This window comes from Microvirgula curvata, assembly GCF_054781615.1.
In genome coordinates, this window is the sequence record NZ_BAAGUB010000035.1 from 46581 (window position 1) to 68907 (window position 22327).

The following is a 22327-nucleotide window of genomic DNA, read 5'->3' on the forward strand; positions in this document are numbered from 1 at the left end:
TTTGAACCCCATCCGTGAAGCGTCTGCTGCCCTTTCTGTTCACCGGCCTTGTCGGTCTCGCCTATCCTGCCACCCTCGCACCGTACGGGCATGGCTGGCTGGTCCTGCCGCTGCTGGCGATCCTGTTCTCGCAGGTGTTCACCGCCCGTCCCGGCCGCGCCTTCGTGCTGGCCTATCTGTGGGCGCTGAGCGGCTTTACCGCCAGCTTCTACTGGACCTATCTGAGCCTGCACGACATTGCCGGCCTGCCGGCGGTGTTTGCCGGTCCGCTGACCCTGCTGCTGCCGGCCTGGCTGGCGCTGTTCCCGGCTGTCGCCACGGCGCTGGCGGCGTGGCTGGCCCAGGCCAGCGGCCGTCGCAGCGGCGCCTGGCTGCTGGCCTGGCCGGCGCTGTGGACGATCTTCGAGTGGGTACGCGGCTGGCTCATCACCGGTTTCCCGTGGGGCTCGCTCGGCTATACGCAGATTCCCGATGGCCCGCTGGCCGGTTATGCGCCGGTGCTCGGCATCTTCGGTGTCAGCTGGGCGGTGGCGTCCAGTGGCGCGGTGCTCGGCTGGCTGCTGTCGCTGCTCGGCGGCAGCCAGACCACGGTGCGCCGGCCGTGGCAGGCGGCACTGTCGACCGGGCTGGTCGCCGTGCTGTGGGCCGGTGGCGCGTCGTTCGCCCGGGTGGAGTGGACCCGTCCGGTGGGGGCGCCGCTGACCGTGTCGCTGGCCCAGGGTGCGATCCCGCAATCGATGAAATGGGACCCGGCCTCGTTTGAACTGACGCTGCAGGTCTATGCGGAGCAGGTGGTGGCCGCGCGCGGCAAACTGATCGTGCTGCCGGAAACCGCCTTCCCGCTGATGTACGACCAGATGCCGCCCGAGTACCTGCAGGCGATGCGCAAGCTGGTCGAGTCGCGCGGGGCCGAACTGGTGTCCGGCGTGCCGGACCGGGGCGATGGCGACCGCTACTACAACAGCGTGGTCAGCGTGACCGGCGGGCAGCAGCGCTACAGCAAGGATCACCTGGTGCCGTTTGGCGAGTTCGTCCCGCTGCCGTGGCTGACCGGCTGGCTGTACCGCTACATGAACATGCCGCTGGCCGGCTTTACCCCGGGCGGCGCCAACCAGGCGCCGATGACGCTGGCCGGACAGCGCGTGGCCTTCAACGTCTGCTACGAGGACAGCTTCGGCGAAGAGCTGATCGGCCCGGCGCGCGAGGCGACCCTGCTGGCCAACGTCAGCAACATGGCGTGGTTCGGTCACTCGAATGCTGCCTGGCAGCACCTGCAACTGGCACAGGCACGCGCGCTGGAAACCGGGCGACCGATGATTCGTGCGACCAATACCGGCCTGACGGCCGTGGTCGACCATCGCGGTCGTGTCGTCGCCAGCCTGCCGCAGTTCCAGCGCGGGGTGCTGGAAAGCACGGTGCAGGGCCGCACCGGGCTGACACCCTACATGCGGCTCGGCAACGGCCCGGTCATCGTGCTGGCGCTGCTGGTGCTGGGGCTGTTTGCGGGCAGACGGCGGCGGCGCTGATTCAGCGTAGCGAAGAACGGACGAGCGCCGCGAAGTCTCCACGCGACGGCGGGGCCGGAAGGGGCCGGGCGCAATCAATCCGCCAGACTGCGGTACTCACGACAGGTTCTGCCCGTCGGGCGTGTGCCGACGCCACGGTGGCTGTCGGTGCCCACCGCCATGAGCCCTTTTCGCCGCCATTGATCCCATTCCTGCCCACGAAAGCGGTGGCTGCTGTAAAATCGCGCGCTTTACGCGATTTCCCACTCCCGCCATGGAAACCCTGAAGCGCAAGATCCTCGACGAGGGTCGCCTGCTCGACGGCCACATTCTCAAGGTCGACAACTTTCTCAACCACCAGATCGATGTCCGCCTGCTCGACGCCATCGGCGCCGAATTCGCCCGTCGTTTCGACGGCGAGGCCATCGACAAGATCCTGACCATCGAGGCTTCCGGCATTGCCGTCGCCGTGGCGGCCAGCCCGCACTTCGACCATGCCCCGGTCGTGTTCGCCAAGAAGACCCAGAGTCTGAACCTGGATGGCGAAGCCTACGAATCGTCGGTCTACTCGTATACCAAGCAGGCCACCTACAAGGTCCGCGTGTCCAAGCGCTATCTGCGTGCCGGCGAGCGCGTGCTGATCATCGACGACTTCCTCGCCAACGGCGCGGCGGCCACCGGGCTGATCGACATCGTCCGCCAGGCCGGTGCGGTACCGGTCGCGGTCGGCATCGTCATCGAAAAGGGCTTCCAGCCCGGGCGCAGCAAGGTCCAGGATGCCGGCGTGCGGGTCGAGTCGCTTGCGGTGATCAAGAGCTTCGACGACAACCGCGTCCACTTCGACTGATACCCCTTTCGCGCCGGCCCAGTCCGGCGCGTTGCATTTTCTCTCCCAGCCAGAGTCTTCCCCATGACCGTTACTCCCCGCCTCGGCGGCCCCGTCGCCTGGGCCAACTGGATCGTCGGCACGCTGTTCGTCGTGCTGCTGTTCGACTTCCAGACCGGCTATGCCATCGTCAACAGCGACCTTGCCCGCGATACCGGGCTCGGACTGGGCGACGTCGTTGCGCTCGGCGCGATCTACACCTGGGTGTTCGCCGTCAGCCAGCTGTTCTCCGGCGCGCTGCTTGACCGGGCTGGCGCGCGCATCATGCTGCCGCTGGCGATCGGTTGCTTCGCACTCGGCGCAGCGCTGTTCGCGATGGCCGATTCGTTCGCCATGCTGGCCTGGGCGCAGGCGGTGGTGGCGATCGGTTCGTCGTTCGGTTTCGTCGGCGCCGGCTTCCTTGGCGGACGCTGGTTCGGTTTTGCCAGGTTCGGCCTGATGTTCGCCATGGTGCAGGCCATCGCCGCCATCGGCTCGACCCTGGGCCAGGCCGGCCTGCAGGCCGCCCTCGCCCATGTCGACTGGCGGGCGATGTCGTGGTGGGCCGCCGGCGCCGGTGCCGCACTGACACTGGTGGCGCTGGCCGTGGTGCGCGACCCGCAGCCTCAGCCTCGCTCCAGTGGCGGCGTCGCCGGTTTCGTGACCGGCGTGCTGCACGACATCCTGTCGGTATGCCGCATTCCGCAAGTCTGGTTCGGCGTGATCGCCGGGGCGGTACTGTTCGGTCTGCTGCTGGCGCTTGGCGTGCTGTGGACGCCGAAGATCCTGGCCGCCCATGGCCTGAGCGGGACCGAAGCCGGCTATGCGACATCGGTGTTGTGGCTGGGCCTGGCCGTCGGTGCACCGCTGACCGCGCGCTGGTCGGACGCGGTGCACTCGCGCCGGCTGCCGATGCTGCTGATGACCGTGCTGCTGGTGCTCGGCATGGCCGCACTGCTGTTCCTGCCGCTGACGGCGCTCAGTGCCGGCGTGGTCTGCTTTGTCATCGGGCTGGCCACCGGGGGACACATGCTGTCGTTCGTGACCGCGGCCGAACTGGTCGAGCCGCGACTGATCGGCACCTCGGCCGCCATCGCCAACGGTGCCAAGTTCATTGCCGCCGGGCTGCTGATGGCGCTGCCGAACCGCTGGCTGGCCAGTACCGAACCGTCGCTGGCTGATTACCAGCTGGCGTTCTGGCCGTATTTCGCACTGCTGGTCGTGGCGGCGCTGCTGGCGTGGGGCATGCAGGAAACCTGGCGCGACGCGGAGTAAGGCCAGGTATCAGCAGGCATGAAAAAGCGCGACACTGTCGCGCTTTTTTCATTCTGGCAGGCCCTTACACGGCGATAAAACGCGCCAGCGGCGTGCCGCTCCAGTCGATCGCATCGAGCATGTTCTTCACGATCAGTCCCAGTTCGGTATCGCCCTCGATATCGAGCTTGCGGTTGAAGAACAGCGTGTCCGGATCTTCCTCGCGCAGCGCCAGCCGGGCAAAGTCGCAGGCGCGGGCGGTGAAGTGCAGGTCCGGCGTGTCCGGCCGGGCAATGGCGACGAACTGGCCATTGCGGACGGTGAACGATGCGGTCAGGCCGGCATCGCTGGACTCGACCACGAAGGTGCGCTCTTCGAGCAGCTCCAGCGAATCGGCCGGCAGGATGCCGCGCCGGCCGGCCAGGTTCAGCGCGGCGACCAGCGCCATCGACAGCGGGCGCTGCGGCAGCTTGCGGGCCAGTTTGCCGAGCGGGGCCGGCAGGGTAATGTCGGGAATGCTCATCTCAGGCTCCTGATTGCATGATGCCGGCCTGGCCATGCCAGTAGCCGTTGACCAGCGGGGCGTGCGCCAGCGCGGCCAGATCGGTGCCGGCTGCCGGGGCGCCGTGCGCCATGGCCTGACGGAACGCGGCGGCCACCGCCAGCGTATCGCGCGATTGCGGGCTGATGCGGACGATATCGACACCGGCGTCGGCCAGACCGGGCAGGTCGCCGCACAGGTTCATCACGCCGCCGGACAGGGTCTGGATGCCGTTGACGGTCAGGAAGTCCTGGCCTTCGCGGGTATCGAGTTCCATGCCGTCCGGGTGTTCCAGACAGCGGAACTGGCAGTCATCCTTGTTCAGATTGAAGTGGCGGGCGGTAAAGCAGCGTGCCGAGAACGCCAGCGGCAGCTTGCCCCAGGCGAATACCTCGCATTCAAGGCCGGCCGGCCGGGTCGCCAGCACGGCGGCGATGCGCTCGCGCGGCATTTCCACCGGCGGCACCCAGCGGAAGGCGCCGAGACGGACTACCTGGGCCAGCGTGTCCTCGTTGTAGATATTCAGGTGCGGGCCGGCGATGACCCGGCAGCCGGCATCGCGGGCCAGTTTCAGCGCGCCGAGGTCATTGGCCTCGATGGCGAACTCGCCATGCTGGACGAATTTGCGCTGGCGCTTGAGGTCGGATTCGCTTTCCAGCAGTGCCTGCGCCGACAGCACGACTTCCTTGCCGGCGTCGGCCAGGTCGCGTGCCAGACCGAGCCAGTCGTCGGTGCGGATCTGCTGGCGGCGGGAACAGACCACCTCGCCGAGGTAAATGGTGTCGATGTCGGGACATTGCGAGACATCGGCGTAGAACTGCATGACCGTTTCGCGTGGCCAGAAGAACAGCAGGGGGCCGAGAGAGAGTTTCATGGGGGGCATCGAATCCGGTTGGGGAGATCGCGGCGGCGGGGCCGCGATTATTTCCATGGGCGGTTGTAGGCGCCCAGCGTCTGCTGCTGGCCTTCGGACAGCTTGCCGAGCTCCGTCTGCCACGCCGGCCGCACGACGAAGCGCGAGTCGTCCTGCCAGGCGGCGTCGATGGCGGTGCGCAGCACGCGGGTCACCTGTGCCGCGTAGGCCGGGCTGCGCTGGCGGCCCTCGACCTTGATCGCCGACACGCCGATCGACATGATCTGCGGCAGCATCTCCAGCACGTTCAGGCTGGTCGGCTCTTCCAGGGCGTAATAGGTCTCGTCGTTGACGTCGAAGCGGCCCTTGCACAGGGTCGGATAGCCGGCGGCCTCGTCCTTGCCGTAGCGGTCGATCAGGATGCCGTTGAGACGCGCTTCGGTACCGGTGGCGGTCCGTTCCCATTTGACGAACTTGGCCGGCGAGCACACGCCGTGGGTGTTCGGCGATTCGCCGGTCGCATAGCTGGACAGCAGGCAGCGGCCCTCGACCATCACGCACAGGCTGCCGAAGCCGAATACTTCGATCTCGACCTCGGTATGGTCGATCACGTGGCGCACCTGGTCGAGCGTCAGCACGCGCGGCAGCACCGCACGCTGGACGTTGTACAGCTCGCGGGCAAGGTTGATCGCCTCGTAATTGGTGGCCGAGCCCTGCACCGACAAGTGCAGGCGCAGTTCGGGATGACGGCGCGAGGCATAGTCGAGCAGGCCGAGGTCGGCGACGATGATGGCGTCGATGCCGAGTTCGGCCGCTTCGTCGATGGCGCGGTGCCACTTGGCCATTTCTCCGGCCTGGGCATAGGTATTGATGGCCATCAGCACCTTGCGCTGTCGCGCATGGGCATAGGCGATGCCGTCGCGCGCCGACTTGTCGTCAAAGTTCAGACCGGCGAAATTGCGCGCGTTGGTGTTGTTCTTCAGGCCCATGTACACGGTATCCGCGCCATGATCGATCGCGGCCTTCAGGGCCGGCAGACTGCCTGCAGGGCAGACGAGTTCGGGTTTTTTGCGCATAAGCGGGATGTTCTGGCGTCCGGGCGGGCAAATGGGAATGAGCGTAGCAAAGGCGGCCCGCCGGGCCATTGAGTCACATCAATTCCAACAGGCTTGCGGATGTCGTATCTGCCGCGAATCTGTTCATCTGCCTGTCATTGAACGGACAAGGCGATTTAACACGCGCTGCCTACCATCCTGTCCATCCCATTGCCGCAGTGAACCTAGCCATGCGCCAGACCCCTGCCAACCGCCAGACCGCTGCTGCCCTGATGTCGGTGGCGCCGGCCGCCACCCCGGGCCAGACCAACGACGACATCCTGTCGATCTTTACCCGCCATCCGCACCTGAGCGGCCTGCCGGTGGTCGAGAATGACCGCCCGATCGGCCTGATCAACCGCAACCAGTTCATGAACCACCTGGCGCGACCGTTCCATCGCGAGATTTTCGGCCGCAAGAGCTGCATTGCCTTCATGGACAACACACCGCTGGTGGTAGCGCACGACACGCCGCTGACCGACCTGTCGTACCTGGCGCTGGCCAATGGCGACAAGACCCTGAATGACGGCTTTATCGTCACCGACCACGACCGCTATGCCGGGGTCGGGCTTGGCGTCGACCTGATGCGTGCCATGACCGACCTGACCGCGGAAAAGAACCGCCAGGTGATGGAGTCGATCCACTACGCCAGCGTGATCCAGCAGTCGTTCCTGCGCCATTCGCGCCGCGACATGGCGGCGACGCTGGACGACTACTTCATGCACTGGGCGCCGCGCGATGTGGTCGGCGGCGACTACTACTACTTCGTGCGTCGTCCGGAAGGCTTCTTTGCCGCCGTGATCGACTGCACCGGTCATGGCGTGCCCGGTGCGTTCATGACCCTGATCATGGCCAGTGCGCTGAACCAGGTGCTGCGCCACGCCGATCTGCGCGATCCGGCCGGGCTGCTGGGCGAGATCAACCGCATGGTCAAGGCCTCGCTGGGCCAGCAGGCGGACGAGGTCGTCGCCGCCGACAGCCAGCAGTCGGATGACGGCATGGATACCGTCTTCCTGTTCGTCGACAGCCAGACCCGGCGCATGACCTTTGCCGGCGCCAAGACGCCGGTATTCCTGCTGACGCCGGGCTCGGATGCGTTCGAGGTGCTGGACGGCAACCGGATGGGGGTCGGCTATGTGGCCACGCCGGACGATTACTGCTGGGACAACCGCGAAGTGACGCTGGCGCCGGGCACGACGGTCTATGTGAGTACCGACGGGCTGATCGACCAGATCGGCGGCAGCAAGCGCATCGCCTTCGGCAAGCGCCGGCTGCGCGAAACCCTGCTGCGCTGCCGCGATCAGCCGCTGCCGGCCCAGCAGGCGGAATTGCTCGAGACCTTCGACCGCTGGCAGGGCAGCGAGCCCCGCCGCGACGACGTGACCGTCTTCGGTTTCCGGCTGCCCTGATGGCGCCGTCCCCTTCCCACTACGGACTGATCATGCTGCAGCATTTTGCCCGTTTCCGTGAGCTCGCCGCCGAGCATCAGGTGGTGTTTTTCTACAACGGTACCTTTTCCCAGCCGGTCATCGCCGCGATGGCCGATGCACTGCGCGCCCGGCTGACGGTGCAGGGCGCGGCCGGCGTGCGCCAGCGCAAGCTGTTCTCCAGCTTCATCGAGATGGCGCAGAACATCGTCCACTACTCGGCCGCCTGCGTCGGCAGCCCTGACCAGCGCGATCACGAGTTGCGCGACGGGGCGCTGTATGTCGGCGAACGTGACGGCCAGCACGTGATCGTCTGCGGCAACCTGATGGACGCACTGGAAGTGCCGCGGCTGACCGCGCGGCTGGAACCGCTGCGACGCATGAGCAGCGAGGAAATCCGCGCGCAGTACCGCCAGGCGCTGCGCGCGGAAAACGAAGCGACCAGCAAGGGCGCGGGGCTGGGCTTCCTGACCGTCGCCCGCGATGCCGCCGAACCCATCGAGTACCGGTTTGCCGCCAGCCCGGCGCATCCCGGCCATGTGATGTTCTACCTGCAAGCCATCATTTGAGGTTGCCCATGAAAGCCATCCATCTGCCGGCCACGGCCTATACGCCGCAAGTCGATTTCGACTTCTCCACCCATCGTCTGTCGCTGCGCGGCGAGTCGTATCCGGAAAATGCCGCCTCGTTCTACCAGCCGCTGATCGACGCCGTGGTGCAGTACATCGGCCAGTTGCAGGAAACGCGCATTACCGTCGATGTCGCGCTGGCCTATTTCAACAGCTCCAGCACCAAGCTGCTGTTCAGCCTGTTCGACCACCTGAACCAGGCAGCGCTGGCCGGCAACGACGTGTCACTGAACTGGCACCATGATCCGGAAGACGACACCATCGTCGAGTTCGGCAATGAGCTGGCCGACGACTTCAACGCGCTGGAATTGCGGCTGGTCGAGATCGTCTGACCCCGGCCGGGCGGTTCACCCGCGGGCATTCTTGGTACGCATATTGCATAGCGGTGTGACGATATCGAGCATGAACGGGATGGAACGCCATGAGCCAATTCAGTGAACGCATGGCGCTGAGCGCGTCCGAACGGCGCTGGCTGCCGTGGTCCGGCCGGACCGGCAAGCTGGCCATGCGCCATGCCTGCTGGCTGAACCGCGACCGCTGTCCGGCCATCGAGAGCACTTTCGATGCGTTCTCGCGCACCCGGGTGGCCCTGCTGACCCAGTGGACCGAGCAGCTGTGGCAGTACCTGGACGGGGCGGCCGAACGTCTGGCCAGCCTGCCGCCGGCGTCGTGTGCCGATACCCTGTCATCCCAGCTGGCCGAGCTGTCCGACGTGACGGAGCTGTTTCTGCTCGGTGCCGACAACTGCGTGCTGGCGTCGAGCGCGCCCGGCCGCACTGGCCGGAGCGGGCCGAACGCCCAGGCACTGGAACAGGGGCTCGGGCGCCCGTTCCTGTACGGGCCGTACTGCGATGCGGACACCGTGGCGCTGGGGCCGCGCTCGTCGCGCTTTCACGACGAGGTGACCCTGCTGTTCCTGCGTCCGGTCCAGCGAGACGGCGAGTGCATCGGCTGCCTGTGCGCACGGGTGCCGAACGATGTGCTGGGTGACCTGATCCAGCGTGAAGCCGGGCATATCTTCCACGAGTCGGGCGACAACTATCTGTTCATGGTCGAGTCGCGCTTCGATCCGGCCATTGCGCCGGGCACGGCGCTGTCGCGTTCCCGCTTCGAGGACCGCACTTTCAGCAGCGGCGACAACCTGAAAGATGGCGTGCGCACCGCCTATGGCACCGTAATGGTGCGCGAGCACACCGAATTCGAGCTGGTGTTCAACGACCCGGCGACCGGGCGGCTGCACCCCGGGGTGCGCGAGACCATCCGCAACGGCCAGAACCTGTTCGTGGCCTACCCCGGCTATGCCGATTACCGCCATATCCCGGTGATTGGCAAGGGCATGGTGTTCCAGCTGCCGGGATCGCCCGACCGCTGGGGCATGATGTGCGAGGCCGATCTGGAAGAGGTCTACCGCTACCGTTCGATCAGCTTCCAGCTGATGTGCGGCTTCATTCTGGTGCAGGCGCTGCTGGCCGTCATTGGCCTGGCGGTGCAGGCGCAGTGGTCGCCGTCGGTCTGGGGCATGGCGCTGGTGCATGGCGTGCTGCTGCTGTTCGGCGCAATCGGTTTTCGCCAGGTGATTGCCCGGCCGCTGGCGCTGCGGCTGAAAGACACCATCGGCATGGTGCGCAATCTTGCCGAGGGCGATGGCGACCTGACCCTGCGCATCGACCGCAGCCGGCTGAAGGCCGACGAAACCGGCGGGATGGCGCAGTGGGTGAACAGCCTGATTGATCATCTCGACACCACCATCGGCCAGGTGGTGCGGGTCAGCCATGTGCTGGAACACCACAACCGGGCCATGGAGGCGCACAACACCGCCGCCGTGGTGGCGGCCGGGCAGGTATTCAGCACGGTGGAGCGCACCCGCGACGGCATTGCCCAGCAACTGCTTGCGCTGGACGAGGCCAGCCGTGATGCCGGGCAGATGGAAACGGCGATGGCGCAGCAGCGCGAGGCCGCCCGCCTGCAGCTGGCCGCCGTCAGCGAACGTACCCTGCATATCCGTGAAACCGTGGGCGAATCGGCACGAACCATCGTCGCCCTCGGCGACAGCACGCGCGAGATTGGCCTGGTAGTGGAGCTGATTCAGGGCATTGCCAATCAGACCAATCTGCTGGCGCTGAATGCCGCCATCGAAGCGGCGCGCGCCGGCGAATCCGGGCGCGGCTTCGCCGTGGTCGCCGATGAGGTGCGCAAGCTGGCCGAACGGACCAGCCAGTCGACCCACGAGATCGGCAGCATGATCGAGCGGGTGCAGGGACAGGCGCAGAATGCGGTCGATACCATGCAGGTCGGCATGGAAAACCTGGAGGAGGGGCTGGCGCTGGCTGAAGCCTCGGCAGGGGAGAATGCCGAGGTCCGGCAGATTGTCGGCACGCTGCTGTCGACCATCGACCAGCTGACCGAATCCGGACGCGCCCATGCCGGCGAGACCGGCATGATCGGCACCGTGGCCGGTTCGATGCAGAAGGCCCAGTACAGCCTGACGGTCAGTGCCGCGCAGACGCGGCACACCATCGGCTGGCTGGCACTGCTGGCCGGCCGTTTCCGGGTCAGCGCCGCCGGCCGCTAGGCCGGGGCGCGCCGGGTCAGAAGAACGGCAATACCATCTTGGTCTTGGCGATGGCGATGATCCACATCACCACGAACAGGCCGAGCACGAAGGCGATGCTGCGCTGCGACCGGGTCGGGCCGCGGCGCAGCGCCCAGACCCCGAGCAGCACATAGACGACCAGCAGCACGATCTTGGCCATCAGCCACGGCTGTTCCAGCGGGTTGTACTGCGCCTGCCAGGCCAGCATCACGCCGAACACCAGCAGGAAGGTGTCGATGACATGCGGCGCAATGCGGGCGAGGCGCGAACTGCGCCATGGCGAGCCCGCCAGCATCAGCAGGCCGCGAATGAAGAACGACAGCGCGGTCAGGTAACCGAGTCCGGCGTGCGCGTGTTTCAGTGCCAGGTAGTCCATCGCTTACTCCCCCGAGCGGTGTTTGGCCGCAAGGCGGACATAGTGGGCGGCGGAATACGGCAGGAAGGCGCGATCCTCGTCGGTCAGGTCGCGCAGGCGCTTGACCGGGCTGCCGACGTACAGACCGCCGGACAGCAGGCGCTTGCGCGGCGGCACCAGGCTGCCGGCGCCGACGATCACGTCATCCTCGATGATGGCGCGGTCCAGCACCACGCTGCCGATGCCGATCAGCACCCGATTGCCGACCGTGCAGCCGTGCAGCGTCGCATGATGGCCGACGGTGACGTCGTCGCCGATCACCAGCGGCGCGCCTTCCGGGTCTTCCGGCGGGCGACGGTGGCTTTCGTGCAGCATGGCGAAATCCTGGATATTGCTGCGCTTGCCGATGCGCACCGCGTTGACGTCGGCGCGCACGACCGCCATCGGCCAGACCGAACTGTCCTCGCCGAGCACGCAGTCGCCGATTACCAGCGCGGTGTCGTCGACGAAACAGCTATCGGGAACGGTGGGCGTGATGCCGTCAAAGCGGCGGATATTGCGTTTCTCCATGCGGACCCCATTTGCCTAATCTGAAGTGAATCATTCTCAATGTTGACCGTGACGCGGCAAAAAAGCCATGCCGCCGTCGCCAGGAAGCCGCCATGACCGCACCCAACCCGCTGATCGACTACCCGAACCTGCCGCCGTTCGCCGCCATTCTCCCCGAACACGTGACCCCTGCCGTCGAGCAGGTGCTGGCCGATGCCCGCGCGGTGGTGGCGTCGCTGACCGCCGGGACGTCGACGCCGGACTGGGACACCTTTGTCGAACCGCTGAACGACGCGACCGAGCGCATCGGCCGGGTATGGGGGCCGGTGTCGCACCTGCAGTCGGTGGTCAATACGCCGCCGCTGCGTGAAGCCTACAACGAAAACCTGCCGAAAATTTCGGCGTTCTTCACTGAACTCGGGCAGAACCTGGCACTGTTCGACAAGTTCAAGGCCCTCGTGGCCTCGCCGGAGTATGCAAAGCTGAGTCCGGCGCGGCACAAGGTGCTGGAAAACGAACTGCGTGACTTCCGCCTGTCCGGCGCCGAGCTGCCGGAAGCGCAGAAGCCGCGCTTTACCGAAATCCAGCTCAAACTGTCCGACCTCGACGCCCGCTTCGAGCAGAACCTGCTTGATGCCACCGACGCCTTTGCCTACTACGCCGAAGAGAGCGAAATTGTCGGCGTGCCCGATGACGTCAAGGCCATGTACCGCGAGGCGGCCGAGACCGACGGCAAGGCCGGCTACAAGATCACCCTGCAATTCCCGTTTTACTACCCGCTGCTGCAGTATGGCGAAAATCGGGCGCTGCGCGAGACACTGTATCGTGCCTATGTGACGCGCGCGTCCGAGTTCGGCGACGAAAAATGGGACAACGGTCCGCTGATCCGCGAAATGCTGACGCTGCGTGCCGAAGAGGCCCGCATGCTCGGTTTCGCCAGTTTTGCCGAACTGTCGCTGGCGGCGAAGATGGCCGATACCCCGGTCCAGGTCACCACCTTCCTGCGTGATCTGGCCGCGCGCGCCAGGCCGTTCGCGGTCAAGGACCGCGAGGAACTGGAGGCGTTCGCCCGCGACACGCTCGGCCTCGACACACTGGAAGCCTGGGACGTGTCGTTCGCGGCCGAGAAGCTGCGCGTGCAGCGCTACGCCTTCAGCGAACAGGAAGTGAAGGCCTACTTCCCCGAAGCCCGCGTGCTGGACGGCCTGTTCGGCGTGGTGCGCACCCTGTACGGCATCGACGTGGCCGAAACCCGGGCCGAGGTCTGGCATCCGGACGTGCGCTTCTTCGAGATCCGCAAGGACGGCAGCAAGCTCGGCGAGTTCTATCTCGACCTGTATGCCCGCGCACAGAAGCGCGGCGGCGCCTGGATGGACGATGCGCGCGGCCGTCGCCGCAAGGGCGCGACGCTGACCACGCCGGTCGCCTACCTGACCTGCAACTTCTCCGCCCCGGTGGCCGGCAAGCCGGCAACCTTCACCCATGACGAAGTGATCACGCTGTTCCATGAATTCGGGCACGGCCTGCACCACCTGCTGACCCAGGTCGACGTGCCGGGCGTGGCCGGCATTTCCGGCGTCGAGTGGGATGCGGTCGAGCTGCCGAGCCAGTTCATGGAAAACTTCTGCTGGGAATGGGATGTGGTGTCCGGCATGAGCGCCCATGTCGAGACCGGTGCGCCGCTGCCGCGCGTGCTGTTCGACAAGATGCTGGCGGCGAAGAACTTCCAGAGCGGGATGATCACCGTGCGCCAGATCGAGTTCGCGCTGTTCGACATGCTGCTGCACAGTGATTTCGACCCGGTCGGTGGCGACTGGCGTGCGCTGCTCGACGAGGTCCGGCGCGAAGTGGCGGTGAACTTCCCGCCGGCGTACAACCGCTTCGTCAACAGCTTCAGCCATATCTTTGCCGGCGGCTATGCGGCGGGTTACTACAGCTACAAGTGGGCGGAAGTGCTGTCGGCCGATGCCTACGCGGCGTTCGAGGAACACGGCGGCGCCAATGCGGAAACCGGCGCGGCATTCTGGCGCGAGATTCTGGCCGTTGGCGGCTCGCGGCCGGCCATGGTGTCGTTCAAGGCCTTCCGCGGTCGCGAACCGGCGCTGGATGCGCTGCTGCGCCACAACGGCATGACGGCAACTGCCTGAGCGGCAAGCCGGCGTGAAAACGCCGTCTCCCGGTATCGGGGACGGCGTTTTTTTGTCTGCACCGCGCGACGGCAGCCTATTTCGTCAATGGTTTGGCGAAATGGAAGGTGGCGATATGCATGCCTTCGCGGAAGTAGAAACGGTGCGCATCATGGCGATGCGTGGCCGAATCCAGGTGCAGCGTGTCGGCACCGGCGGCGAGGGCGCGGGCTTCGAGCGCGGCGATCAGCTGCTGGCCGACCCCCTGTGAGCGCTGCGTGGCCCGGGTGACCAGATCATCGACATAGAAGAACGGCCCGTTGGCCCAGGTGTTGATGTGGCAGCGCCACACCGCCAGCCCGAGCACGTGCCGTTCCGCATCCAGCGCCACCAGCATGCGGCCGCCACCAGCGAACAGCCCGGCCATGAACGCCGGGTAGTCGGCCGGCAGTCCCGGGCGCAGTTCGCGATGGACATCGGCCGCCTGCGCCAGCAGATCGGGGCGCAGCAGCGCGCCGACCGCGTCGGTGACGTCTATGATGTCGATCATGCTCAGCCCCGGCTGGGAGCAATCACAAGTGACTCACCTTCAAGCACTACCGTATCCTTGACCCGGCATTCGGTCTTCAGCGTCACGCGCTTCTTGACCGGGTCCAGGGTGGTGACGGTGCAGCGGGTGTTGACGGTGTCGCCGATGCGCACCGGCGCCTTGAACTTGCAGCTGTTTGACAGGAAGATCGTGCCTTCGCCCGGCAGACGCGTGCCGAGGATGGTGGAAACGAAGCTGGCGGTCAGCATGCCGTGAGCGATGCGCGACTTGAATGGCGTGGCTTCGGCATACTCGGCATTCAGGTGCATCGGGTTGGTGTCACCGGAAACGGCTGCAAACATCAGCACGTCGGCATCGGTGATGGTCTTGCCGAATTCGGCGTACTGGCCGATTTCCAGGTCTTCAAAGTAGAGGGTCATTCCATTACTCCTTTGTTGGTTTGTCGGGCAAAAGTTGCGATGTTGCAATGCAGCACATTACCATGTGTACCCACTTATGCGTCAGAGTGGCCGTTCAGCGCAAGATGCGATTGTCGGCCAGCAAAAAGTCGGGTATAAATTCAAACGCTCGTTTGAGAGTCGCGGAGCCGCGCCGGTCTGTCGGTCGACGCTCACTGAATTCTGCTGGAGGAATATGAAAGCACTAGTCGCCGTGAAGCGCGTTGTCGATTACAACGTGAAGGTCCGCGTCAAGGCGGACGGATCGGATGTCGATATCGCCAACGTCAAGATGTCGATGAATCCGTTCGATGAAATCGCCGTCGAAGAGGCCGTGCGCCTCAAGGAAGCCGGCAAGCTCAGCGAAATCGTCGCCGTGTCCTTCGGGGTCAAGCAGTGCGAGGAAACCCTGCGCACCGCGCTGGCGATGGGGGCCGACCGTGCCGTCCACGTCGAGACCGATGCCGAGCTGCAGCCGCTGGCCGTGGCCAAGCTGCTGGCCAGACTGGTCGAGAAGGAAGCGCCGCAACTGGTGATCCTCGGCAAGCAGGCCATCGACGACGATGCCAACCAGACCGGCCAGATGCTGGCTGCGCTGATCGGTGCCGGCCAGGGCACGTTCGCCTCCAGGGTTGAACTGTCGGCGGAATCGGTGACCGTGACCCGCGAAATCGACGGCGGGCTGGAAACGGTCAAGTTCGGTCTGCCGGCGGTCATCACCGCCGACCTGCGCCTGAACGAGCCGCGCTACGTCAAGCTGCCGAACATCATGGCCGCCAAGAAGAAGCCGCTGGAAAAACTGACCACGGCCGATCTGGGCGTGGATGTCGCCCCGCGACTGAAGACGCTGAAATTCGCCGAGCCGGCCAAGCGCTCCGCCGGCATCAAGGTGGGTTCGGTTGCCGAACTCGTGGCGAAACTGAAGAACGAAGCAAAGGTGCTGTGAGCATGGCCATCCTCGTTATTGCAGAACACGACACCGCCGCGCTGAAGTCGGCAACCCGCAACACCGTCGCCGCCGCGCAGAAGCTCGGCAGCGACATCCACGTGCTGGTCCTGGGCCAGAACGTCGGCGCCGTGGCCGCCCAGGCTGCCGCGCTGGCCGGCGTGCAGAAGGTGCTGACGGCCGACAACGCCGCCTTCGCCCATGCGCTGGCGGAAAACCTGGCCCCGGCCGTGGCGGAAATCGCCCGTGGCGGTTACAGCCACGTGCTGGCCCCGGCCACCACCTTCGGCAAGAACCTCGCCCCGCGCGTGGCCGCCCTGCTGGACGTGGCGCAGCTGTCCGACATCGTTGCCGTGGAATCGGCCGACACCTTCGTGCGTCCGGTCTACGCCGGCAACGTGCTGGCCACGGTGCAGTCGATCGACCCGATCAAGGTCATTACCGTGCGGACGACGGCATTCGAGCCGGTCGCCGACGGCGGCAGTGCCGCGGTTGAAGCCGTGGCGGCGGGCAGCGATGCCGGCCTGTCGGTCCACATCGGTTCGGAGCTGACCAAGTCCGATCGCCCGGAACTCGCCGCAGCCCGGATCGTGGTATCCGGCGGTCGTGCCCTCGGTTCGGCCGAGCAGTTCCAGGCCGTGATCGAGCCGCTGGCCGACAAGCTCGGTGCCGCCGTCGGTGCGTCGCGCGCCGCGGTCGACGCCGGCTACGCGCCCAACGACTACCAGGTCGGCCAGACCGGCAAGGTGGTGGCGCCGGAACTGTACCTGGCACTCGGCATCTCCGGTGCGATCCAGCATCTGGCCGGCATGAAGGACTCCAAGGTGATCGTCGCGATCAACAAGGACGAAGAAGCGCCGATCTTCCAGGTCGCCGACTACGGGCTGGTGGCCGATCTGTTCACCGCCGTGCCGGAGCTGATGGCCGAGCTGTCGAAGTAAGCACCATGACCAGGGTCGCACAGACGGCCCGGTCGGGACGGGGCCTCAGGCCCTGCCCACCCGATTTCACGAGGCGGCGCCACCCTGTCCGGTAACGGACCGGGTCGCCGCCTTTTTGCCGCCGATTACGGCCGGCATCCCGAACAGACGAGAAACAAAGGAGTACATCATGAGCTATCAGGCCCCGCTGAAAGAGATCCGCTTCGCGCTGGAACAGGCGGAACTGACCGCCGTCTGCGCCCTGCCGGGTTATGAGGACTGCAACGTCGAACTGACCGATGCGATCCTGGACGAAGCCGCCAAGTTTGCCGAAGGCGTACTGGACCCGATCAACCGTGCCGGCGACAAGGGCAACGTCTGGGCCGACTACGCGGTGACCACCGCCGAAGGCTTCAGTGAGGCGTATGCCCAGTTCCGCGACAGCGGCTGGGGCGGTCTGCGCGCGCCGCAGGCATTCGGTGGCCAGGGGCTGCCGGCGCTGGTGGCGATGGCGACCGAGGAAATGTGGTGCGCGTCCAACCTGTCGTTCAGCCTGGCACCGCTGCTGACGCTCGGCGCGATCGAGGCCCTGGCCCATCATGCCGATGCCGAACTGCAGGCGGTCTATCTGCCGAACATGTGTGCCGGCATCTGGACCGGCACCATGAACCTGACCGAACCGCAGGCCGGCTCCGACCTGGCCCAGGTCAAGACCCGGGCCGTGCCGGCCGACGACGGCAGCTACCTGATCACCGGCCAGAAAATCTTCATCACCTGGGGTGAGCACGACATGGCCGACAATATCGTCCATCTGGTGCTGGCCCGCCTGCCGGACGCGCCAGCCGGCGTGAAGGGCATCTCGCTGTTCGTGGTGCCGAAGTTCCTGGTCAATGCCGATGGCAGCCTCGGCGCGCGCAATGACGCCCGCTGTGTATCGATCGAGCACAAGCTCGGCATCCACGGCTCGCCGACGGCGGTGATGAGCTTCGGCGACGAGGGCGGTGCGGTCGGCTATCTGGTTGGCGAAGCCAACAAGGGCCTGTCGTACATGTTCACCATGATGAACCACGCCCGCCTCGGCGTGGCGGTGGAAGGCATGGCGATCTCCGAGCGTGCGTACCAGCAGGCGGTCGACTATGCGCGTGACCGCGTGCAGTCGCGCGAACTCGGCAGCCCCAATCCGGCACCGGCGGCGATCATCCGTCACCCGGACGTGCGCCGCATGCTGATGACCATGCGCGCCCAGATCGAAGCGCAGCGCCTGCTGACCTATCTGGCCGGCGCGACGCTGGACCGTGCGTCCCATCACCCGGTGGCGGCGGAAAAGGCGCGCAACCAGGCGCTGGTCAATTTCCTGATCCCGATCGTCAAGGGCTGGAACACCGAACAGGCGAATGAAATCACCTCGCTCGGCGTGCAGGTGCATGGCGGGATGGGCTTTATCGAGGAAACCGGCGCAGCGCAGTACTACCGCGATGCGCGCATCACCTCGATCTACGAAGGCACGACCGGCATCCAGGCCATGGACCTGATCGGCCGCAAGCTGGCCAGCGAAAACGGCGCGACCGCCCGGGCGCTGCTGGAAGCGGTCAAGGGCGACGCCGCGCGCCTCGATGCGCTGGGCGCGCCGTTCGCCGCCACCCGCGCGCATCTGGAAGCCGGTGTGGCTGCCGCCGAGGCGTGCATCGACTATGTGCTGGCGAATTTCGCCACCGCGCCGCAGGGCCCGGCCGCCGGCTCGGTACCGTTCCTGAAGCTGATGGGCATTCTGCTTGGCGGCTGGCAACTGGCGCGTGCCGCGCTGGTGGTCGACGCCCAGCGCCAGAACGCCGATGCCGACACGGCCTTTATCGACGCCAAGCAGATCACTGCGCGCTTCTTTGGCGAACACCTGCTGCCGCAGGTGCCGGGCCTGGCCGCTGCGATCACTGGCGGTGCCGACTCGGCGCTGGCGCTGGACGACGCTGCATTCTGAGCGGGTCGGCTCATAAAGGCGGGCACCGGCGGCAGCAATGGCGTCGGTGCATGCCGGACTGACAGAAACTGCCGCCAGAACGGCAGTCCGCCTGATTGAATCCTGCCCGTTCCATCCCCGCCGCCGCAGGGGAAACGCCGCTTCGCTGCGGGCGGGGTTTATGGACAGGCTGAAACCGCGTCACCGCAAGGTGACGCGGTTTTTTCGTCCGGGGAGCAAGGTCTGCCGACCGGCGGCCTGCTACACTCGCGCCTTTATGCCGCTGGTCGCTGGTCCGGGAAATGCGCACATACCAATTTGAGTCGTCCGCCGAAGCGGGTTTCTGGGGGCGTTGCCGCCAGGGGCTGCTGCTGGCGGTATTGTTGCTGGTGTTCCTGACCGGAATGCGGGTCTGGCTGGTGCTTGGCTATGCGCCGGCGGATACCGCCGCGCTGAAGCAGGACTGGCTGCATGCCCTGCTGATGGGGCTGCGCTTCGACGCCAAATGGGTCGCCTCGACGCTGCTGCCGGCCTGGCTGCTGCTGGCGCTGGCCCAGGCGTTGCCGGGCGGGCTGCGCCGTCTGCTCGATCAACTGGTGGTGCGGGTCTATGCGCCGCTGGCGGTGGCGGCCCTGACCCTGGTGTCGATCGTCAATCATTTCTATTTCGGTTTCTATCTGAGCCCGATCAATCCGATCGTGTTCGGGCTGTTCGAGGACGATACCGGCGCCATCCTGTCGACGGTGTGGCGCGACTATCCGGTGGTCAGCGGCACGCTGGCCTGGCTGGCCGCCACCGCGCTGATCCTGTGGCTGGCCGGCCGCAGCCGCGGCCGTTCGGCCATTGCCGGCTGGGGCAAGCCCGCCCAGGCGCTGATGGTGGTGCTGACCGTGCTCGGCTTCACCCTGCTGGCGCGCGGCAGCCTCGGCACTTTCCCGCTGCGCGAAACCGATGTGGCGGTATCGACCAACTCCTTCATCAATTCGACGGTGCCGAACGGCCCGCAGGCGCTGTATACCGCCTGGGGCATCCGCAAGGAAATGGACCTCGGCCGCGATCCGTATGCCGGCCTGAAGCGCTTCGGCTTCAAGACGCCGCTGGAAGCCGCACACGCACTGGGCTGGCAGGGCGACGACGAGGCTGCACTGGCCCGCTCGGTCTCGACCTTCGCGAAACCGTCGCTGTCGGCGCCGCGTCCGCACGTGGTGTTCGCGCTGATGGAGTCGTTCGGCCGCGAACTGCTGAATACGCAGGACCCGGTCGCCAATGACGTGCTCGGCCGGCTGGCGCCGCATTTCGACCAGGATTATTACTTTTCGCGCGCGATCTCCATCGAGCACGGGACCTTCCCCAGCCTGGAAGGCCTGCTGTACGGTACACCGATCTCGCCGCTGACCCAGAGTGGCTACGGCTACAAGCCGTTCCCGTTCTCGGCGGTCAAGCCGTTCAAGGACGCCGGCTACAAGGTGGTGTTCATCACCTCCGGCAGCGCCAGCTGGCGCGGGCTGGACCGCTCGCTGAAAGTGCAGGGCTTCGACGAAGTGGACGGCATGCAGCGCATTCTCCAGCGCTTCCCCAATGCGACCACCGGCACCTGGGGCGTCGACGACGACTACATGTTCCGCTTCGCCAGCGAGCGGCTGGCCGAGGCCGACCGCAAGGGCGAGAAGCTGATGCTGTTCACGCTCAGCGTGACCAATCATCCGCCGTACCGGCTGCCGGCCGACTACAGGAAGCGGCCGCTGGACGTGAACCGGCTGCCGGCGCACCGGACGGCCGACACCCGGCTGGCGCAGAGCATCATGGAAACCTACCAGTATGCGAACGACAGCCTCGGCGGCTTCATGGACCGGGTCAAGGGCAGCGCACTGGCGTCGCACACCATTGTCACCGCCACCGGCGACCACAACTCGCGCTCGATTTTCGAGTACCCGGACTCCAGCATCCTGCCGCTGAAATACGGCGTGCCGATCTATCTGTACCTGCCGCCGGCCATGCGACCGCACGGCAAGGTCGACACCCGGGCCTGGGCCAGCCACCGCGACATTTTCCCGACCCTGTATGCGCAGGCGCTGGGCATGGCGCCGTCGTGGTGGGCCGGTCGCAATCTGCTGGCGCCGGCCAGCCGGCCGACGGCGGTCAGCTTTATCCAGGACGAGGGCGGGCAGGGCATCGTCATCAGCGACGATGGCGCCGCCCAGAACCTGACCCGGCCGGCCTATCTGCGCTGGAATGGCGACCAGTTGCAGCCGGCCGGTGCCAATGTGCCGGAAGCGCTGCGCGCCGAGACCCGGCGTGCCCAGGCCTGGCTGGCGCTGTCGGACTGGCGGGTGCGCCGCGCGGCGCTGGCGGAGAAACGCTAGCGGCCTGCGATGACAGGGTGATGGCGACGGAATGATCGATGCAGAGCGGTTTTGCAGAATATTCGCAAGACCTTATTTGCAAATTGAAACATTCATGTCGCTTGATTGAAAATATTGCGACGCAGTAAAATCCGAAGGTTTGACCGAACGGGATGAGCGGCCGACGAGCCTGCTTGTCCCGTTTGGCGCATCTAGCGTCCGTATTCTGCATCACACACAGGAGCAGCCCGTGTCCGATCACCCAGCAATTCTCGCGCTTGCCGACGGTACCCTTTTCCGCGGCCGCGCCATCGGCGCGTCAGGCGTCACGGTCGGCGAGGTGGTGTTCAATACCTCGATGACCGGCTATCAGGAAATCCTCACTGATCCGTCCTATACCCGCCAGCTCGTCACTCTGACCTACCCGCATATCGGCAACGTCGGCGCCAACGCCGAAGACGTCGAGTCGCGCGGCGTGTTCGCCGCCGGCCTGATCATCCGCGATCTGCCGCTGATCCATTCCAGCTTCCGCGCCACCGAGTCGCTTGGCGACTACCTGACCCGCAATGGCACCGTCGCCATCGCCGATATCGATACCCGCCGGCTGACGCGCCTGCTGCGCGAAGGCGGCGCCCAGCCGGGCTGCATCATGGCCGGCGACATCGACGCCGGGCGCGCGGTGGAACTGGCGCGCGGCTTCGGCTCGATGGCCGGCCAGGACCTGGCCCGCGTCGTGTCCTGCAGCGAAGCGTATCCGTGGAAGCAGGCCGAATGGCAGCTCGGCAGCGGTTATCGCGACAGCACTGCCCCGCGTTTCCGCGTCGTCGCCTACGACTTCGGCGTCAAGTACAACATCCTGCGCATGCTGGCCGAACGCGGCTGCGACATCACCGTGGTGCCGGCGCAGACCCCGGCCCGCGACGTGCTGGCGCTGAACCCGGACGGCGTGTTCCTGTCCAACGGCCCTGGCGATCCGGAACCGTGCGACTACGCGATCGCCGCCATCCGCGAACTGCTGGACAGCGGCGTGCCGGTGTTCGGCATCTGCCTCGGCCACCAGCTGCTCGGCCTGGCCACCGGCGGCAAGACCAGCAAGATGAAATTCGGTCACCACGGCGCCAACCACCCGGTGCAGGATCTCGATTCCGGCCATGTGATGATCACCAGCCAGAACCACGGCTTCCAGGTCGACGAGACCAGCCTGCCGGCCAATGTGCGCGTCACCCACCGCAGCCTGTTCGACGGCACCGTGCAGGGCATCGCCCTGACCGACAAGCCGGCGTTCAGCTTCCAGGGGCACCCGGAAGCCAGCCCGGGCCCGCATGACGTCGCCTACCTGTTCGACAAATTCATCGGCCTGATCGAAGCGCGTACGCGCTAGGACGGA

The 22327-nt window shown here is 66.2% G+C and carries 20 protein-coding genes; 13 read left to right on the forward strand and 7 right to left on the reverse strand.

Translation table 11 applies throughout. The features are described from left to right. Window positions 1-14 precede the first annotated feature (14 nt). The 3 genes from lnt to ACYVG8_RS15195 all read left to right on the forward strand — a co-directional run bounded on the left by lnt (window position 15) and on the right by ACYVG8_RS15195 (window position 3645). Window positions 15-1526 carry an apolipoprotein N-acyltransferase gene (gene lnt, locus ACYVG8_RS15185; RefSeq protein WP_233495162.1) on the forward strand — a complete coding sequence of 504 codons (1512 nt, stop codon included), beginning with the start codon at window positions 15-17 and terminating at the stop codon, window positions 1524-1526. A 253-nt stretch (window positions 1527-1779) separates the two neighbouring features. Beyond that, window positions 1780-2352 (forward strand): xanthine phosphoribosyltransferase, encoded by a 573-nt coding sequence (locus tag ACYVG8_RS15190; protein WP_028498158.1) that lies wholly within the window; start codon window positions 1780-1782, stop codon window positions 2350-2352. A 63-nt stretch (window positions 2353-2415) separates the two neighbouring features. Beyond that, the gene (locus ACYVG8_RS15195) at window positions 2416-3645 is read left to right on the forward strand and encodes an MFS transporter (protein WP_107888841.1); all 1230 of its coding nucleotides are present in this window, start codon (window positions 2416-2418) and stop codon (window positions 3643-3645) included. 64 nt (window positions 3646-3709) lie between these two features. On the opposite strand, the gene ubiT is transcribed toward ACYVG8_RS15195, so the two are convergent. The 3 genes from ubiT to ubiU are packed head-to-tail and all read right to left on the reverse strand — an operon-like array spanning window position 3710 to window position 6094. Beyond that, window positions 3710-4147 carry a ubiquinone anaerobic biosynthesis accessory factor UbiT gene (gene ubiT, locus ACYVG8_RS15200; protein WP_028498157.1) on the reverse strand — a complete coding sequence of 146 codons (438 nt, stop codon included), beginning with the start codon at window positions 4145-4147 and terminating at the stop codon, window positions 3710-3712. Window position 4148: 1 nt separating this feature from the next. Beyond that, window positions 4149-5048 (reverse strand): U32 family peptidase, encoded by a 900-nt coding sequence (locus ACYVG8_RS15205; protein WP_373280109.1) that lies wholly within the window; start codon window positions 5046-5048, stop codon window positions 4149-4151. Between the two features lie 38 nt (window positions 5049-5086). Next, window positions 5087-6094, reverse strand: coding sequence for a ubiquinone anaerobic biosynthesis protein UbiU (gene ubiU, locus ACYVG8_RS15210; protein WP_028498155.1), 1008 nt, complete (start codon window positions 6092-6094; stop codon window positions 5087-5089). A 209-nt stretch (window positions 6095-6303) separates the two neighbouring features. On the opposite strand from ubiU, the gene ACYVG8_RS15215 reads away from it, so the two are divergent. The 4 genes from ACYVG8_RS15215 to ACYVG8_RS15230 all read left to right on the forward strand — a co-directional run bounded on the left by ACYVG8_RS15215 (window position 6304) and on the right by ACYVG8_RS15230 (window position 10740). Next, entirely contained in the window at window positions 6304-7521 is a 1218-nt protein-coding gene (locus ACYVG8_RS15215; protein WP_460746211.1) for a SpoIIE family protein phosphatase, read from the forward strand. Beyond that, complete coding sequence (locus ACYVG8_RS15220) at window positions 7521-8108, forward strand: SiaB family protein kinase (RefSeq protein WP_233495161.1); 588 nt, start codon at window positions 7521-7523, stop codon at window positions 8106-8108. The genes ACYVG8_RS15215 and ACYVG8_RS15220 overlap by 1 nt, the downstream gene beginning before the upstream one ends. 8 nt (window positions 8109-8116) lie before the next feature. Further along, complete coding sequence (locus tag ACYVG8_RS15225; RefSeq protein WP_107888840.1) at window positions 8117-8500, forward strand: DUF1987 domain-containing protein; 384 nt, start codon at window positions 8117-8119, stop codon at window positions 8498-8500. Between the two features lie 89 nt (window positions 8501-8589). Continuing rightward, on the forward strand, window positions 8590-10740 hold the full coding sequence (locus ACYVG8_RS15230; RefSeq protein WP_460746213.1) for a methyl-accepting chemotaxis protein: 2151 nt from the start codon (window positions 8590-8592) through the stop codon (window positions 10738-10740). A 16-nt stretch (window positions 10741-10756) separates the two neighbouring features. Here the strand turns inward: ACYVG8_RS15230 and ACYVG8_RS15235 are convergent, their stop codons facing one another. After that, the gene (locus ACYVG8_RS15235) at window positions 10757-11137 is read right to left on the reverse strand and encodes a SirB2 family protein (RefSeq protein ID WP_028498150.1); all 381 of its coding nucleotides are present in this window, start codon (window positions 11135-11137) and stop codon (window positions 10757-10759) included. Window positions 11138-11140: 3 nt separating this feature from the next. Then, window positions 11141-11686: a gamma carbonic anhydrase family protein gene (locus ACYVG8_RS15240; RefSeq protein ID WP_036385114.1), complete on the reverse strand. Its 546-nt coding sequence runs from the start codon at window positions 11684-11686 to the stop codon at window positions 11141-11143. A gap of 92 nt (window positions 11687-11778) precedes the next feature. On the opposite strand from ACYVG8_RS15240, the gene ACYVG8_RS15245 reads away from it, so the two are divergent. Next, window positions 11779-13812 carry a M3 family metallopeptidase gene (locus tag ACYVG8_RS15245; protein WP_112691936.1) on the forward strand — a complete coding sequence of 678 codons (2034 nt, stop codon included), beginning with the start codon at window positions 11779-11781 and terminating at the stop codon, window positions 13810-13812. Between the two features lie 76 nt (window positions 13813-13888). Here the strand turns inward: ACYVG8_RS15245 and ACYVG8_RS15250 are convergent, their stop codons facing one another. Together ACYVG8_RS15250 and ACYVG8_RS15255 are read right to left on the reverse strand one after the other, a co-directional pair. Continuing rightward, complete coding sequence (locus ACYVG8_RS15250) at window positions 13889-14341, reverse strand: GNAT family N-acetyltransferase (RefSeq protein ID WP_107888838.1); 453 nt, start codon at window positions 14339-14341, stop codon at window positions 13889-13891. 2 nt (window positions 14342-14343) lie between these two features. Beyond that, complete coding sequence (locus ACYVG8_RS15255) at window positions 14344-14760, reverse strand: MaoC family dehydratase (RefSeq protein WP_028498146.1); 417 nt, start codon at window positions 14758-14760, stop codon at window positions 14344-14346. A 214-nt stretch (window positions 14761-14974) separates the two neighbouring features. Between ACYVG8_RS15255 and ACYVG8_RS15260 the strand changes: the two genes are divergently transcribed. The 5 genes from ACYVG8_RS15260 to carA all read left to right on the forward strand — a co-directional run bounded on the left by ACYVG8_RS15260 (window position 14975) and on the right by carA (window position 22321). Further along, complete coding sequence (locus ACYVG8_RS15260) at window positions 14975-15724, forward strand: electron transfer flavoprotein subunit beta/FixA family protein (protein WP_028498145.1); 750 nt, start codon at window positions 14975-14977, stop codon at window positions 15722-15724. Between the two features lie 2 nt (window positions 15725-15726). Next, window positions 15727-16665 (forward strand): electron transfer flavoprotein subunit alpha/FixB family protein, encoded by a 939-nt coding sequence (locus ACYVG8_RS15265; RefSeq protein WP_028498144.1) that lies wholly within the window; start codon window positions 15727-15729, stop codon window positions 16663-16665. A 169-nt stretch (window positions 16666-16834) separates the two neighbouring features. Then, the gene (locus tag ACYVG8_RS15270) at window positions 16835-18619 is read left to right on the forward strand and encodes an acyl-CoA dehydrogenase (RefSeq protein ID WP_460746215.1); all 1785 of its coding nucleotides are present in this window, start codon (window positions 16835-16837) and stop codon (window positions 18617-18619) included. A gap of 281 nt (window positions 18620-18900) precedes the next feature. Beyond that, window positions 18901-20961, forward strand: a complete 2061-nt coding sequence (locus tag ACYVG8_RS15275; RefSeq protein ID WP_028498142.1) for an LTA synthase family protein — start codon at window positions 18901-18903, stop codon at window positions 20959-20961. A gap of 229 nt (window positions 20962-21190) precedes the next feature. Beyond that, on the forward strand, window positions 21191-22321 hold the full coding sequence (gene carA, locus ACYVG8_RS15280; RefSeq protein ID WP_028498141.1) for a glutamine-hydrolyzing carbamoyl-phosphate synthase small subunit: 1131 nt from the start codon (window positions 21191-21193) through the stop codon (window positions 22319-22321). Window positions 22322-22327 lie beyond the last annotated feature (6 nt).